This is a genomic window from Coralliovum pocilloporae (genome assembly GCF_030845175.1).
GTDB lineage: Bacteria > Pseudomonadota > Alphaproteobacteria > Rhizobiales > Cohaesibacteraceae > Coralliovum > Coralliovum pocilloporae.
The window spans coordinates 1,829,958-1,844,934 of sequence record NZ_CP132542.1; the positions used below are offsets into that span (position 1 = coordinate 1,829,958).

The window sequence follows — 14,977 nt, forward strand, 5'->3', positions numbered from 1 at the left end:
ATAATGACGCTCCTTGATCTGATCGCCATTCTGGATTCAGCCGTTCGCCTGTCGGTGCCACTGTTGTTTGCTGCCCTTGCGGGGCTTTATTCCGAGCGGTCCGGCATTTTTGATATTGGCCTTGAAGGCAAGATGCTGGCTGCGGCCTTTGCAGCCGGTGCTGCAGCCGGTGTCACCCAATCGGCCTGGATCGGTCTGTCAGCCGGAATTGCCGTCTCCATCGTGCTGGCACTCGTTCACGGGTTTGCATCCATCACCCAGCGCGGCAACCAGATTGTCTCAGGCGTTGCAATCAACTTTGTTGCTGTCGGCCTGACGGCTCTTCTCGGGCAGGCCTGGTTCCACCAGGGCGGGCGCACACCGGCAGTCTCAGGTGACGGGCGCTTCAATCCTGTCTATCTGCCCTTTGCCGAGGATCTGGTTCAGGTGTCGGTACTGGGGCCCATTTATGAGGGCCTGATCTCGGGGCACAATCTTCTTGTCTATCTCGCCTTTCTGGCTGTTCCCGTAACCTGGTGGGTTCTGTTCCGAACCCGGTTCGGCCTGCGCTTGCGGGCCGTGGGTGAAAATCCGGCGGCCGTTGATACAGCAGGTATCTCGGTTATCTGGCTGCGATATCGTGCGGTGATCATCTGCGGGATCCTGTGCGGGTTGGCCGGGGCCTATCTGTCGATTGGTCAGTCGGCGGGGTTCATCCGTGATATGACGGCGGGCAAGGGTTTCATCGCACTGGCGGCCCTGATCTTTGCCAAATGGCGGCCGTGGCCGGTTCTCGGATCATGCTTTCTGTTTGGTTTTCTCGATGCGGTTGCCATTCGGCTGCAAGGGGTGGCCCTGCCGGGTGTGGGAGAGCTGCCTATCCAGATTTTCCAGGCACTGCCCTATGTGCTGACCGTTATTCTGCTGGCCGGGTTTATCGGCAAGGCTGTGCCGCCGAAGGCAGGCGGCATCCCCTATGTGAAGGAACGCTAGATCATGGCGAATGATCTGTTCGAGGCGGCTCGTGCCGCCCAGGAAAAGGCTTATGCGCCCTATTCGAACTTCCCGGTCGGCGCGGCCATCCGGGCAGGATCAGGGGCGATTTATACCGGCTGCAATGTGGAAAATGCCTCCTATCCGGAAGGATGGTGCGCAGAGACCTCTGCCATCGGCCAGATGGTTGTGGCAGGCGATCTCAGAATAGTCGAGATCTGCGTCATCGGCAGTGCTGATATGGTGATCACACCATGTGGTGGTTGCAGGCAGCGCCTGGCGGAGTTTTCAAGCCCGGAGACACGTGTCTTCGCTGCAGGCCCGGATGGAATTCGCGCGACTTATACCATGGCGGACCTGCTGCCCGCTGCGTTCTCACTGGAACAGGACAGGTCCGAATGAGTATCGAGACGATCATCAGGACTATCCGCGAGCGCACCGGTCTTTCTGTGCGATATGGTCTTGTGCTTGGCTCGGGACTTGGAGATCTGGCTGACGAGTTCAGCGATCCGGTACGGATTCCCTATGAGGATCTGCCGGGCTTTCCGGTCTCTGGCGTGGCATCCCATGCGGGAGAACTGGTAATAGGGCATCTGGAAGAAAGCCCTGTGGTGATCCTCTCCGGTCGCGTCCATTATTATGAATCAGGAGATTCCCAGGCCATGCGCCTGCCTCTTGAGACAGTGAAAGCGCTGGGCGCAGAAGGTGTTATCCTGACCAATGCGGCGGGATCTCTGAGAGACGACATCCCGCCTGGAGATATCATGCAGATTGCCGATCACATTAATCTCGGCAATCGTAATCCGTTGATCGGGCACGATATCGACGACCGGTTTGTGGATATGACGGAAGCTTATGACGGTGCGTGGCGTGCCTGGATGAAAGAGGCAGCCAATGCCGAAGGTATCGCGCTTGAAGCGGGTACCTATATGTGGTTTTCCGGCCCCAGTTTCGAAACGCCTGCGGAAATCCGTATGGCGCGTGTGCTCGGTGCGGATGCTGTCGGCATGTCCACGGTGCCTGAGACCATTCTGGCCCGTTGGCTCGGGTTGAAGGTTGCCGGGTTCTCGACCATTACCAATTTTGCCGCGGGGATGACGGGAAATGCATTGTCCCATGAAGAAACAATGGCGCTCGGCCCCATCGGGGCTGACAAGATCAAGCGGGTAATCAGACGGTTCATGAGAGATCAATCCATACGGGACAGGGACGCTGCAATCCGCGCTATCCGACTGCTCGATCTGACCAATCTGAATGATGACTGTGATACAGCGGCTATTAGCAGTCTGTGCAAGCTGGCCCAGACACCATTTGGCAATACGGCAGCAATCTGTATCTGGTCACAGTTTGTGGAACAGGCCAAAGCCGAGCTGGCTGGCACGGGTATCAGGATAGCAACTGTCATCAATTTTCCCCATGGCGGAACAGATATACAGGCCGTCTTGCAGGAAGCGGATGAGGCGATGGCAGCCGGTGCGGACGAGCTGGATCTGGTCTTTCCTTATCATGCTTTCATGGAAGGCAATCACCAGCTCGCCAGCGATATGATCAGGCAGGTCAAGGATCGCTGCACGGGGGATGTGCGGCTCAAGGTTATTCTTGAAACCGGTTGTCTCGAGACTGAAGTCCTGATCCGGGAGGCAAGCCGGCTCGCCATTGAGGCCGGGGCCGATTTCATCAAGACCTCCACCGGCAAGGTGGCGGTCAATGCCACGCCGGAGGTCGCGGCCTACATGCTTGAGGAGATTGCCAGCTCGGGTCGGGATGTGGGTTTCAAACCGGCAGGCGGGCTGAAGACAGCGTCTGATGCCGCTGCATATCTGGCTCTGGCAGATCGTATTCTGGGCCTGGACTGGGCCATGGCAGACCGGTTCCGCTTTGGCGCCAGCAGTGTGTTGAAAGCTCTGCTTGCCACGGCCGAGGGGCGTGAAGCCGGACAAGTGGATGAGGGGTATTGATCATGCTGCCGCAGGAAGTGATCCGCCACAAAAGGCAGGGCAAGGTTCTGTCGCTTGAAGAGATAGAGTTCTTCGTTCAGGGCATGACGGATGGCTCCATCAGCGAAGGTCAGTTGGCGGCTTTTGCCATGGCTGTGATTTTCAACGGCATGACGCTCACCGAGCGTGTCGCCCTGACCCGTTCCATGCGGGATTCGGGGTCTGTCATGTCCTGGCCGGATCTGGATGGTCCTGTGCTCGACAAGCACTCGACTGGTGGCGTTGGCGATAATGTGTCTTTGGCGCTGGCTCCCATTGTTGCGGCCTGTGGCGGCTTTGTTCCGATGATTTCCGGACGGGGGCTTGGTCATACGGGCGGTACGCTCGACAAATTCGAGGCCATTCCCGGTTACAAGACCAAGCCGGATAACGACCTGTTCCGTTCCGTGGTCAAGGATGTTGGCTGTGCGATTATCGGGCAGACAGACGATCTGGCACCGGCAGACAAGAGGTTCTATGCGGTTCGGGATGTCACCGCGACGGTTGAGTCCGTCGATCTGATTACCGCGTCCATTCTGTCAAAGAAACTGGCCGCTGGCCTTGATGGGCTGGTACTGGATGTGAAATGTGGTTCGGGCGCATTCATGGAAAACCCGGATGATGCGCGGGCGCTCTCGGAAAGTCTGGTCCTTGTTGCCAATCGGGCCGGAGTACGCACATCTGCTTTGCTGACAGACATGAGCCAGCCTCTTGCCAATGCTGCAGGCAATGCGGTTGAGATGCGTAACGCGGTTGAGCTGCTGACCAATGATGGCCATGACACGCGATTACGAGCGGCAACCCTGGCCCTTGCTGCTGAAATGCTGGTGGTCGGGGGGCTCTATCCGGACAATGGGCAGGCTCTAGAGGCTGCAGAGGAGGCCCTGACGTCAGGGCGGGCTGCAGCGCGCTTCGGGCGGATGGTCAGCGCTCTGGGCGGGCCTTCAGATTTCATCGAATGGATGGATCATTATCTGCCGAAAGCCGATCATGTGGTTCCGGTTCCTGCGCTGAAACCCGGCCTTGTCACGACTATTGATACAAGAGCCGTCGGTGTTGCCGTGGTCGAGCTCGGCGGTGGTCGTGTGCGCCCGGAAGATGACATTGACCATGGTGTCGGGTTGACCGGACTTGTGGAAGTGGGAACCAGGATTGAGGCGGGGCAGCCACTGGCACTTGTTCACGCCCGCACAGAGGATGATGCAGAACGCGCCATTGCCCGCGTGCAGGCCGCCTACACCGTTTCCGATATGGCAGATGCACCGGAAATCAGCTCCGTTGTTCTCGACAGGGTGGATTTTGATGATGCCTGACTTTGAGATGGGGATGTGTTGCTGATGGCCCGGGCTTTTCTCATGGTTATGGATTCATTTGGCATCGGCGGTGCGCCGGATGCGGCGGCATTTGGCGATGAGGGCGCTGATACATTCGGCCACATTGCTGAGGCCTGTGCAGAAGGGCGGGCGGATGTGCCGGGCCTGCGTCATGGCCCATTGCTCCTCCCCAATCTGCAAAGGCTTGGCCTTTTGGAGGCAGCCAGGAAGGTTGCCGGGAAGACTGTTGCCTCTCTGGGGTTTGAAGGGGAGATCACAGGCTTCTGGGGTGCTGCTCATGAAATCTCGAACGGCAAAGACACACCATCGGGCCACTGGGAACTTGCAGGCGTGCCGGTCACGTTTGACTGGGGCTATTTCCCTGATACGCGCCCTTCGTTCCCGGAGGACTTCACCCGAGCCTTTATTCGTGAGGCGAGATTGCCGGGGATCCTGGGAGATTGCCATGCATCCGGGACGGTGATCATTGATGAATTCGGTGAAGAACACGTCCGCAGCGGTAAACCCATCTGTTATACAAGTGCGGATTCCGTTCTCCAGATTGCTGCTCATGAGGAGCATTTCGGGCTTGAGAGGCTTTATGATATCTGCGCCATCGCCCGTGAAATGCTCTACGACCTGAACATTGGCCGGGTGATCGCAAGGCCCTTTGTGGGAGAAGACAGGGCCAGTTTCGAACGGACGGCCAACCGGCGGGATTTCTCCGTATTGCCACCTGCTCCCACATTGCTGGACCGGGCAAAGGCGGCTGGTCGGTCTGTTCATGCGGTCGGCAAGTTGAATGATATCTTTGCAGGCCAGGGCGTGACAGATGTTCACAAGGCTGCGGGGACAGACGCGCTTTTTGACCTGACCCTGTCGCTTGTAGACACAGCCCGGGATGGTGATCTGGTTTTCGTGAACTTTGTCGATTTTGACACGCTCTATGGACACCGTCGGGATATTCCCGGTTATGCCGCTGCTCTTGAGGCATTTGACGCGCGGCTGCCGGAGCTGGAAGCCCGCCTGCGGCCCGGTGACCTTGCGGTTCTGACTGCAGACCATGGCTGTGATCCGAGCTGGCATGGAACAGAACACACGCGGGAGCAGGTTCCGTTTCTGGCGTTTGGGCCTGGTCTTGAAGCTGGAGAAGCCCGTGATTCCATGACTTTCTCGGATATAGGCGCCAGTGTTGCCCATCATCTGGATATTGATCAGGGGCCAGTGGGGAGGAGTGTCTGGATATGAATGCGAGACGGTTTCAGGCAACCGAAGACGGTCATCTGACGGGCGATATGCAGCAGGCCTATGAGGATGACGGGTTTCTTGTTCTGGAAGGCTTTGTCACCCCTGAAGCATGCGACCGTTTAAGGGCGCGCATGGATCAGTTGATTGACGGGTTTGATCCACAATCCGTGGCAACCGTCTTCTCAGCCCGGGATCAGGGGCATGGCCAGGACACCTATTTCCGGGACTCCGGCGACAAGATACGGTTCTTCTTTGAAGAGGAAGCGTTTGATGCCGATGGTCAACTGACCAAGGACAAGCATCTGGCGCTGAACAAGGTTGGCCACGCCCTGCATGATCTAGACCCGGTTTTCGAGGCGTTTTCGCATACGGACAAGCTGGCTTGTCTGGCCAGAGATCTGGGGCTGGCCCAGCCTCACCTGATGCAGTCCATGTATATCTTCAAGCAGCCGCATATTGGCGGAGAGGTGAATTGCCATCAGGATTCGAGTTTCCTTCATACGGAACCGCTTTCCTGTACCGGCTTCTGGTTTGCCCTTGAGGACGCGGATTCAGGCAATGGTGGTTTGTATGGCGTTCCGGGCGGGCACAGGGAAGCCCTGCGGCAGCGTTATCATTATGCCGGTGATGACCTTGTGATGGACACGCTTGATGAAACCCCGCATGCCCCGGACCATAAGCATGTAGCACTGGATGCGCCGAAAGGAAGTCTTGTTGTTCTGCATGGTTCAGTGCCTCACAGATCAGCACCAAACCGGTCTGACCGGTCTCGTCATGCCTATGCGATCCACGCGGTCGATGGACTGGCGCACTGGTCTGATGACAACTGGCTGAGACGGGACAACGCGATGCCACGTCGGGGGTTTGCACTCTGATGCAGTCGGGCACTCTGCCGAAAGTCGAGCTTCATTGTCATCTGGAAGGAACCATTACGCCAGACTTTGCCTTGAAGCTGGCGGAGAAGCGAGGCGTTGATCTCAAAGCACTCGGGAACCGGGACGGGACGTATAGCTGGCATGATTTCACAAGCTTTCTGAAAGCCTATGACAAGGTCAGTGACCTTCTGAACAGGCCGCAGGACTATTACGATCTGACCCTTGATCACCTCACCCGTGCAGCTGGGCAAGGGGTGATCTACACGGAATTTTTTCTCTCTGCTGATCACGGTCGCCGTATCAATATCGACTATGCAGACATGGTGGAGGCCATTGACGAGGCCTGCCGTCATGCGGAAGAGGCGTCTGGCATCATCTGTCGTCTGATATCCACCTGTGTCCGGCATCTTGGGCCGGATGCCGCGCTTGATGTGGCGCGGGAGACCTGCGCCAGAAGCCATCCAAGGGTCACAGGATTCGGTATGGGAGGCGATGAGCGTTGTCATCACCCATCCGAATTTACACCGGCTTTTGCAATGGCCCATGAAGCCGGCCTTGGCTGTACCGTTCATGCCGGAGAATTCGGTGGACCTGAGAGCGTGTCCTCCGCTCTGGATTGTCTGCCGGTAACCCGTATCGGGCACGGAGTGCGGGCCGCGGAGAGCCCGGATCTGGTCAAACGTCTCGTAGACGAACAGATTGTTCTTGAAGTCTGCCCGGGGTCAAATATCGCGCTGGGGCTCTATGAAAGCCTGGCCGCCCACCCCTTGCCCGCACTGCTGGCAGCAGGTGTTGCCATAACGGTTTCCTCTGATGACCCGCCTTTCTTTCATACGGATATGCAGGCCGAATATGAGACGCTCGAAACAGTATTCGGGCTGTCTCACAGCCAGATCAACGATCTCAACTGTACCGGGCTTCAGGCGGCTTTTGTCGATGAAGACACAAGAAAGAGCCTGATTAATCGTCTATAAACCCCGGATTGCCGAAATATTCCTGTCACAGTTCGGTGTTCATCTTTTGGTTTGCTGAAGCCTGTAGCCTTTGGGATACTGAACTTTTGGTTCATTCGAACCGAGCCTTGGGAGATGTAATTCATGCATGGCAAGGATAACAAACCCACGCGACATATCCGGCTGACCTCCCATACGGGCAGTGCCGGTGATGTCATCCATCCGATTGACTGGGGCGCAGCCAGCGCCGGAGAGCGTGGCCCCGTGGTCGCCACCGTCACAAATCAGCAGGATCGCAACGCCATTGGCGCGCACGGGGGCTCTTACTCCCTTTACAGAGCGCTTGCTGTGTCATCCGGTGCACTCAATCCGGTACAGAGGCCGGACTACACCAATACCCGGCCTGTGGTGGATATTGGGCCTTATCCGCAATGGTTCGATCCGGACAAGATCGTTTCGCTCGACCCGTTCGGTCATCAGGTGATGGATTGTTTCGCAGATGAAATCGCCGCAGGGCACGATATCAGGCCGACAATTGCGGTAACGCGTGCGCGGATCTCCATCATTGAACTGGACGAAGCCATTGCTTCCGGGCGGATCAGGGTGGATGGTGATATTGTCGGAGAAGCCGGAGATGTTTCGGTGATCAAGGCGGCAGTGGACCCGGTCTGGCACCTGCCGGGCATTGCCCGTCGCTTTGATGTGACAGAAGATGAGTTGCGCCGCACTCTGTTTGAGCAGACCGGTGGCATGTTCCCCGAACTTGTGACACGCCCGGACCTGGATGTCTTTCTGCCTCCGATTGGCGGCATCACGCTCTATATTTTCGGCGACCCGGCGGCCCTTTCAGATCCGGGAAAGAGCCTGACCTGTCGGGTTCATGATGAATGTAACGGTTCCGATGTCTTTGGGTCCGATATCTGCACCTGCCGCCCCTATCTGATTCACGGTATTGAGGAATGCGTGAAAGAGGCTCAAGCGGGCGGTGTCGGGCTGATTGTCTATAATCGCAAGGAAGGGCGGGCGCTCGGAGAAGTGACTAAGTTTCTGGTCTACAATGCCCGCAAGCGCCAGGAAGGTGGAGATAGTGCCGCCACCTATTTTGCCCGCACGGAATGTGTGGCAGGCGTACAGGATGCCCGTTTTCAGGAATTGATGCCGGATGTTCTGCACTGGCTTGGTATCACACGCATTGATCGCTTTATCTCAATGAGCGACATGAAATATGATGCGGTCACTGGATCGGGGATTGAAATCGTCGAGCGGGTGGCAATCCCGGATGATATGGTGCCTATGGATGCACAGGTAGAACTGGAAGCCAAGAAAGCAGCGGGGTATTATGCGCCTGACGGAACACCGGATGAAACAGATCTGGAGTCAACCGTCGGCCGGTCTCTTGAGGAGTTCTGACCCCTATGACGGAACTTGAAACGCTGTCTGCACGTCAGTTGCTGTCCGCTACGGCAGTCAGGGAACGTGCACATGGGCTTTTGGCACTGGGCGTGCTGAACCAGCTTGACCACTTCAGTGTGGATATGGATGCACTGAGCGAAGTGGCAGACTTCGTGCTGGATGTGACACGGGACACTTACCCGGACGGACGGATACCGTTTCATGCCCGTTGGCGGCATTTTGATGATCCGATCACTGATGCCCTGCCAAATCTCATTCCTGAACTGACCAATGATGAAGCAAAGGCTGCGGCACGGCTGGCGGTTGATCTGACATTCGTCTCTGTCCTGCTTGATGCTGGTGCCGGGCCGGACTGGTCTTATGAGGATGACAATACAGAACAGGTCTATACCCGCTCTGAAGGCCTGGCCCAGGCCAGTCTACGCATGTTCCGCTCGGGGTTCTTTTCAAGCGATCCGCTGGATCCGATGCGAGTGGACGCACAGGCTCTTGCAACGCTCACCCTTGATGAGCTGGAACGCGGGTTCAAGGTCAGCCCGTCAAACCCGCTTGTGGGGCTTGAGGGCCGTTTGAGTCTGCTGCAGAAACTGGGCGGTGCGCTGGTCGGTAATCCGGATGTCTATGAGACCGAAGATGGCCTGCGTCCTGGCGGCCTGGTGGACCATTTCACAATCCGTGCCGAGGAAGGGCTGGTGACCGGAGAGGATATTCTCAAGACGCTGCTTGAATCCCTCGCGTCTATCTGGCCAAGCCGCTATGCCATTGGCGGTTATCCGCTGGGGGATACCTGGCAGCATCGCAAGGTGACAGTGCCGGACCCGACCAACAGCTTCATTCCGTTCCACAAGCTCTCCCAGTGGCTGACCTATTCACTGGTTGAGCCGCTGCAGTGGGGGCGTGTGCCGGTTCATGGGCTGGACACACTTACGGGCCTGGCCGAATACCGCAATGGCGGGCTCTTTATCGATCTGGGCGTGCTGACGCCAAAAGACGCCACGGCGATGGAGCGGTCGCACAGCGCTGACAGTGAGCTGATTGTTGAGTGGCGGGCCCTGACCATCGCATTGCTCGACAAGCTTGCTGATGAGCTGCGTAATCGGACGGGGGGAGATCCTGAGACCCTGCCGCTGGCGCGTATTCTCCAGGGTGGCACATGGAATGCCGGTCGCAAGATTGCCAAAGCCCGGAGAGAGGACGGAACACCGCCGCTCAAAATTGAAAGCGACGGGACCGTTTTCTGAGTTCCGGGCCATAGTCTGCCAGAACAGAATGAACGACATTAATGGGTCTTGACCCTAGCCTTCTGTTTTAAAGGCCAGCGTCGCCTCCATGATCGGATGATAGCGACAATAATAGTCAAGAACCATGTCTTCGGTCACTGTGACAGTCGCTGACTGATCCTTGTCGATCTGCCCTGTATCCCAGGAATGATCGCGCGCGGTTGCCGTATGCGGGGCGATGTCGAGGTTGGTCCAGGTGATCCGGTCACCAGGGCGTACGGTCAGATGCGCCGGTTCAAAGACAAAGCCTGTGATCGTGACCATGTGGTGGACTGGATTTTCAGCGGTGTAGCCCATTGTTGCTCGGGCTGGCAAAGAAAGACCCGCGGCGAAGAGGCTCGCCGCGGTTCCTGCAAGAAGGTCTCGTCGTTTCATAATGATCAGCCGCCGTTGACAGCCTTGACCATCATTTCAGCGTGATGCTCATGACCCTTGAAGATGTTCAGGCCAGCCTTGAACAGTTCTTTCACTTCAGGATTGTCAATATTCGGGATGAAGGTCTTCTCCACAAGCTCATTGACGGCCTTGTGGTAAGCCAGCTCGTTTTCGGCGTAGCGCTTATCAAAGGCAGCGCCTTCGAGTGCGCTCATTTCGCGGACCAACTGGTCAGCACCTTCATTCAGGGACTGGCTGAGGAAGTTGTCCTGCGGCTGGGCTTTGAGTTTCTTGAGAAGGGCCAGAGCCTGGTCGTTGACGGCTTCATGATCCCGGATCATGGTTTTGGCAAACTCGCGAACAGCCGGGTTGCTGGACTTGGCAAGCGCCAGGTGAGCATAGCGGATGTCGATATTGTCTGCTGTATAGGCCACGTGGGCGATCTGCAGATCGTTCAGATCAGCCGGGGATTCCGCCTGCGCGGCAGTCGCAAGCATAAAGGCGGTGGAAATAGCGGCAAGCATTGTTTTAATGGACATTTTAGGCTCCCTTGAAGACGTGAAAAGCATCCCTCCTGATGCCTGCGGTCTAGGTAATCATCAGGGCCCCAAGAGAAATAGACCTGATATGCCGGGTTTTTTGACCAATCGTACGGAAGGTTCTGTGGGTTGCGTGAGAGAAGCCCTATTATCGCATTCGTATTTGTCTGCGGTTGCGGTAGATTGCCAGTAAAGCGATTCATATAAAGCTCCGCATGAATCTGCGGAGGCAATGAGGAAGAAAGGACCATCGTCATGGATGGCGTAACCGTCATTGATCATCCGCTTGTCCAGCACAAGCTGACCATCATGCGCAAGAAAGAGACATCGACCGCGAGCTTCAGGAGGCTGCTGCAGGAGATCTCAACATTGCTCTGCTATGAGGTGACGCGTGATCTGGAACTGACGACGGTTATGATAGACACGCCGCTTGAAGAGATGGAAGCGCCGACGCTTGCAGGCAAGAAGCTGGTTTTTGCCTCTGTTCTCAGGGCGGGCAATGGCCTTCTGGAAGGGATGCTGGATCTGGTTCCATCTGCTCGCGTGGCGCATGTGGGGCTGTACCGGGATCCCAAGACGCTTGTCGCCGTTGAATATTACTTCAAGGCACCGGAAGATATTTCCGACCGGCTGGTTGTTGTGGTGGACCCGATGCTGGCTACGGCCAATTCGGCAATCGCCGCCATCGACCGCCTGAAGGAGCGCGGTGCTCACAATCTGCGCTTTGTCAGCCTGCTGGCTGCTCCGGAAGGAATCGCGAATTTCAGGGAACATCACCCGGATGTGCCGATCTTCACCGCCTCCATTGACCAGCGTCTCAATGAGAAGGGCTATATCATGCCTGGCCTGGGAGATGCCGGCGATCGCATGTACGGCACTAAATGATTTACCAATAATCCAGATTTGATGCGCGATTAGAGGTTATTCCGGGGTTTTCTGCCTGTCGTGCACGGATTGGCAATCTTGTTGGCTTAGGCGAGAACATATCATTTATGAGTTTACGACCCGGTTGCCATGCAATTGTCACAGAGTCTTTTCTATGACTGACGCAGAAGTGTCGTTCAATGTCTTGAGGTTATGATCCATGTTCCCGAAGCCACAGCCAAAGCTGGTTGAAAACACGTATGAATATGAAGCCCGTCCAATGGTGAAAGCCACGGGCTTCCGGGAATATGATGCGCGGTGGCTGTTCGGTGCTGAGATCAATCTCATGGGCATCCAGGCTCTTGGAATGGGGCTGGGGACACTGCTGCATGAGATGGGTGTGCGTCCCGAGCTGGTGACCGGCCATGACTTCCGTGGTTACTCGGCATCAATCAAGATGGCACTCACCACCGGATTGATGGCCGCAGGCATCAAGGTTCACGATATCGGCCTGGCCCTGTCGCCCATGGCCTATTTTGCCCAGTTCGAGCTGGATGTGCCAGCTGTTGCCATGGTGACCGCCTCGCATAATGACAATGGCTGGACCGGTGTGAAGATGGGGGCCAACAGGCCGCTGACTTTCGGGCCGGATGAAATGACACGGCTGAAGGAAATTGTGCTGGCGGCGTCTTTTGACCTACGCGGTGGTGGCTCCTACGTCTTTGTGGATGACCTGGCCGAGCGTTATATTCGCGATCTGACCAATAGACCCGGCCTTGAAAATCCGATCAAGGTTGTGGCTGCTTGCGGCAATGGCACAGCAGGTGCCTTTGCTCCGCGTGTTCTTGAGGCCATTGGCTGTCAGCTGATCCCGCTTGATTGCGAGCTTGACCATACGTTCCCGCGCTATAATCCGAATCCGGAAGACATGACCATGCTCCATGCGCTCCGGGACAAGGTTCTGGAGACCGGGGCTGATGTGGGGCTTGGTTTTGACGGCGACGGTGACCGGTGCGGCGTGGTCGACAATGAAGGTGAGGAAATCTTTGCAGACAAGGTCGGCGTCATGCTGGCTCGCGACCTGTCAGCCCTGCACGAGAACGCCCGGTTTGTTGTGGATGTAAAATCCACGGGGCTTTTCAATACGGATCCGGTTCTTCTCGGGAATGGTGCAAAGACCGACTACTGGAAGACCGGTCATTCCTATATCAAGCGTCGGGTCAATGATCTGAACGCACTGGTCGGATTTGAGAAATCAGGTCATTTCTTCTTCAATGCCCCGATAGGCCGTGGCTATGATGATGGTCTGGTCTCAGCTCTTGCTGTCTGTGACATGCTGGACAGGAACCCGGGTAAATCCATGGCTGATCTTCGCCGCGGATTGCCCAAGACCTGGGGGTCTCCGACCATGTCACCCCATTGCGCCGACGAGATTAAGTATGACGTCGTGGATCGTGTGATTGCCCGTTTCAAGGCCATGAAAGAGCAAGGAGAACAGGTCGCCGGGTCAGAGATTACAGATCTCGTGACGGTCAATGGCGTCCGCGTTGTAACCGAAGACGGCACCTGGGGTCTCATCCGTGCGTCATCCAACAAACCTGAACTGGTTGTTGTTATCGAAAGCCCGGCATCTGAAGAGCGTCTCCACGCCATGTTCAAGGCGATGGACGCTGTTCTGCGGGAGAACCCGGAAGTCGGAGCCTATAACCAGACCCTCTAGCTTTCCGATGCCGGAGGGGCTTGCGGTTAATTTCATATTGACCCGACCTGTCTCTTCACCCACCCTCCGAATCTAGCCGGATGTTTTCCGGCGCGATACGGAGGGTTGTTGTGAAAACCGTTTTCTCATCACTGCAATTGAACCATCGCCCCACCAAGGAAATGGCTGACGGGCAACTGGTCGATGCTGTCGAAATCCCGCGTCGCGCGGAAATCGTTCATGAGCACGTGAAGCTGGCCGGGTTTGGTGAGATTCTTGAGCCGAAAGATTTCGGGCGTGCACCGCTGACCCGTGTGCATACGGAGGATTATGTCTCTTTCCTTGAAACATTCTGGGCAGACTGGCTTGCCGAGGGACGCGACGGTAAGGAGGCCTTTCCCTTTGTCTGGCCGGTGCGAGGACTGCGCGATGACCGGGTGCCGGAACATATTGACGGCAAGCTTGGCAGGTTCTCCTTTGATGCGGGCTCGCCGCTGACTGTTGGCACGTGGGAAGCTGCAGCGGCTTCGGCCAACACAGCACTGACGGCTGCGGAGCTGGTCAAGTCCGGTGACAGGGTGGCATTCGGGCTCTGCCGCCCGCCAGGGCACCATGCGGGTCCGGATTACTACGGCGGCTATTGTTTCCTCAATAACGCGTCAGTCGCAACACAATGGTTGCTGGATCAGGGCGCATCGAAGGTCGCGCTGCTGGATATCGATTATCATCATGGCAATGGCAGTCAGACGATCTTTGAGCATCGCTCTGATGTTCTTTTCCTGTCGGTTCATGCTGACCCGGCCCATGAATACCCGTATTTCCTCGGATATGCAGATGAAACCGGCAAGGGAGAGGGTGAAGGCTATACGGCAAACTATCCGCTGCCTTTCGGAACGCCGATTACGCCCTGGATGGATGCGCTGGAGCATGCCTGCAAACGGATTAAGGCTTATGGCGCAGAGGCACTGGTCATCTCGCTTGGCATGGATACGTTCGAACGTGACCCGATCTCCAAATTCAAACTGAAGACGGATGATTTCCCGGGTGTTGGGGAGCGGCTAGCACAGCTCAATCTGCCAACCACCTTCATCATGGAGGGAGGATATGCAGTGGATGACCTGGGCCGGAATACGACCGCACTTCTGGGCGGCTTTCTGTCTCGGCTATAGTCCTTCAGCCCGGAATATCCTGCCAGAACGAGGCGTTGAACCCGGTTATTGTGGCTGAGACAAGATCCTGTGCCACAAAAGGATCAGCATCGACAAACTGCTGTGCATCATCGATGCTGTTGCATCTCAGGATGACGATGCCGCCATCACCGGACGTCTTGCCTCCAAAGGCGAGAACGATCCCGTCCCGTGCTCCATCTTTTAGTTGAGCAACATGGGACGCCATTGCCGGCTCCAATGCATCTGTTGGAACCTTGTAGGTCAGTTCAACGACAAAATGTTTTGGATTGGCTGCCATGGT

The 14,977-nt window shown here is 56.6% G+C and carries 15 protein-coding genes and 1 pseudogene; 13 read left to right on the forward strand and 3 right to left on the reverse strand.

Features of this window, described 5'->3' with window-relative positions; all coding sequences use genetic code 11:
* The first annotated feature begins 3 nt into the window (after positions 1 to 3).
* The 10 genes and pseudogenes from RA157_RS08470 (at position 4) to RA157_RS08515 (ending at position 9,991) form a co-directional block, all read left to right on the forward strand.
* Complete coding sequence (locus RA157_RS08470; RefSeq protein WP_350336023.1) at positions 4 to 972, forward strand: ABC transporter permease; 969 nt, start codon at positions 4 to 6, stop codon at positions 970 to 972.
* 3 nt (positions 973 to 975) lie between these two features.
* Positions 976 to 1,374: a cytidine deaminase gene (locus RA157_RS08475; RefSeq protein ID WP_350336024.1), complete on the forward strand. Its 399-nt coding sequence runs from the start codon at positions 976 to 978 to the stop codon at positions 1,372 to 1,374.
* A pseudogene (locus tag RA157_RS08480) lies at positions 1,371 to 2,165 on the forward strand (purine-nucleoside phosphorylase); the annotation flags it as partial. The gene RA157_RS08475 and the pseudogene RA157_RS08480, both read left to right, overlap by 4 nt.
* Positions 2,154 to 2,930, forward strand: coding sequence for a deoxyribose-phosphate aldolase (deoC, locus tag RA157_RS08485; RefSeq protein WP_350336178.1), 777 nt, complete (start codon positions 2,154 to 2,156; stop codon positions 2,928 to 2,930). The pseudogene RA157_RS08480 and the gene deoC, both read left to right, overlap by 12 nt.
* A gap of 2 nt (positions 2,931 to 2,932) precedes the next feature.
* Positions 2,933 to 4,261: a thymidine phosphorylase gene (gene deoA, locus RA157_RS08490; RefSeq protein WP_350336025.1), complete on the forward strand. Its 1,329-nt coding sequence runs from the start codon at positions 2,933 to 2,935 to the stop codon at positions 4,259 to 4,261.
* A 24-nt stretch (positions 4,262 to 4,285) separates the two neighbouring features.
* Entirely contained in the window at positions 4,286 to 5,509 is a 1,224-nt protein-coding gene (locus RA157_RS08495; protein WP_350336026.1) for a phosphopentomutase, read from the forward strand.
* A complete protein-coding gene (locus RA157_RS08500) occupies positions 5,506 to 6,384 on the forward strand; it encodes a phytanoyl-CoA dioxygenase family protein (protein ID WP_350336027.1) in 879 nt (292 codons plus the stop codon). Before RA157_RS08495 ends, RA157_RS08500 begins: the two co-directional genes overlap by 4 nt.
* Positions 6,384 to 7,358, forward strand: a complete 975-nt coding sequence (locus RA157_RS08505) for an adenosine deaminase (RefSeq protein ID WP_350336028.1) — start codon at positions 6,384 to 6,386, stop codon at positions 7,356 to 7,358. Before RA157_RS08500 ends, RA157_RS08505 begins: the two co-directional genes overlap by 1 nt.
* 123 nt (positions 7,359 to 7,481) lie before the next feature.
* A complete protein-coding gene (locus RA157_RS08510; protein ID WP_350336029.1) occupies positions 7,482 to 8,747 on the forward strand; it encodes a GTP cyclohydrolase II in 1,266 nt (421 codons plus the stop codon).
* A 5-nt stretch (positions 8,748 to 8,752) separates the two neighbouring features.
* Positions 8,753 to 9,991 (forward strand): URC4/urg3 family protein, encoded by a 1,239-nt coding sequence (locus tag RA157_RS08515; protein ID WP_350336030.1) that lies wholly within the window; start codon positions 8,753 to 8,755, stop codon positions 9,989 to 9,991.
* Between the two features lie 54 nt (positions 9,992 to 10,045).
* Here the strand turns inward: RA157_RS08515 and RA157_RS08520 are convergent, their stop codons facing one another.
* Together RA157_RS08520 and RA157_RS08525 are read right to left on the reverse strand one after the other, a co-directional pair.
* Entirely contained in the window at positions 10,046 to 10,405 is a 360-nt protein-coding gene (locus RA157_RS08520) for a cupredoxin domain-containing protein (protein WP_350336031.1), read from the reverse strand.
* Between the two features lie 5 nt (positions 10,406 to 10,410).
* Positions 10,411 to 10,944, reverse strand: a complete 534-nt coding sequence (locus RA157_RS08525) for a DUF4142 domain-containing protein (RefSeq protein ID WP_350336032.1) — start codon at positions 10,942 to 10,944, stop codon at positions 10,411 to 10,413.
* A gap of 255 nt (positions 10,945 to 11,199) precedes the next feature.
* Between RA157_RS08525 and upp the strand changes: the two genes are divergently transcribed.
* The 3 genes from upp to RA157_RS08540 all read left to right on the forward strand — a co-directional run bounded on the left by upp (position 11,200) and on the right by RA157_RS08540 (position 14,676).
* On the forward strand, positions 11,200 to 11,829 hold the full coding sequence (gene upp / locus RA157_RS08530; RefSeq protein ID WP_350336033.1) for a uracil phosphoribosyltransferase: 630 nt from the start codon (positions 11,200 to 11,202) through the stop codon (positions 11,827 to 11,829).
* Positions 11,830 to 12,028: 199 nt separating this feature from the next.
* Positions 12,029 to 13,528 carry a phosphomannomutase/phosphoglucomutase gene (locus RA157_RS08535; protein ID WP_350336034.1) on the forward strand — a complete coding sequence of 500 codons (1,500 nt, stop codon included), beginning with the start codon at positions 12,029 to 12,031 and terminating at the stop codon, positions 13,526 to 13,528.
* Between the two features lie 110 nt (positions 13,529 to 13,638).
* A complete protein-coding gene (locus RA157_RS08540) occupies positions 13,639 to 14,676 on the forward strand; it encodes a histone deacetylase family protein (protein WP_350336035.1) in 1,038 nt (345 codons plus the stop codon).
* Between the two features lie 4 nt (positions 14,677 to 14,680).
* On the opposite strand, the gene RA157_RS08545 is transcribed toward RA157_RS08540, so the two are convergent.
* The gene (locus tag RA157_RS08545) at positions 14,681 to 14,974 is read right to left on the reverse strand and encodes a YciI family protein (RefSeq protein WP_350336036.1); all 294 of its coding nucleotides are present in this window, start codon (positions 14,972 to 14,974) and stop codon (positions 14,681 to 14,683) included.
* Positions 14,975 to 14,977: the final 3 nt, after the last annotated feature.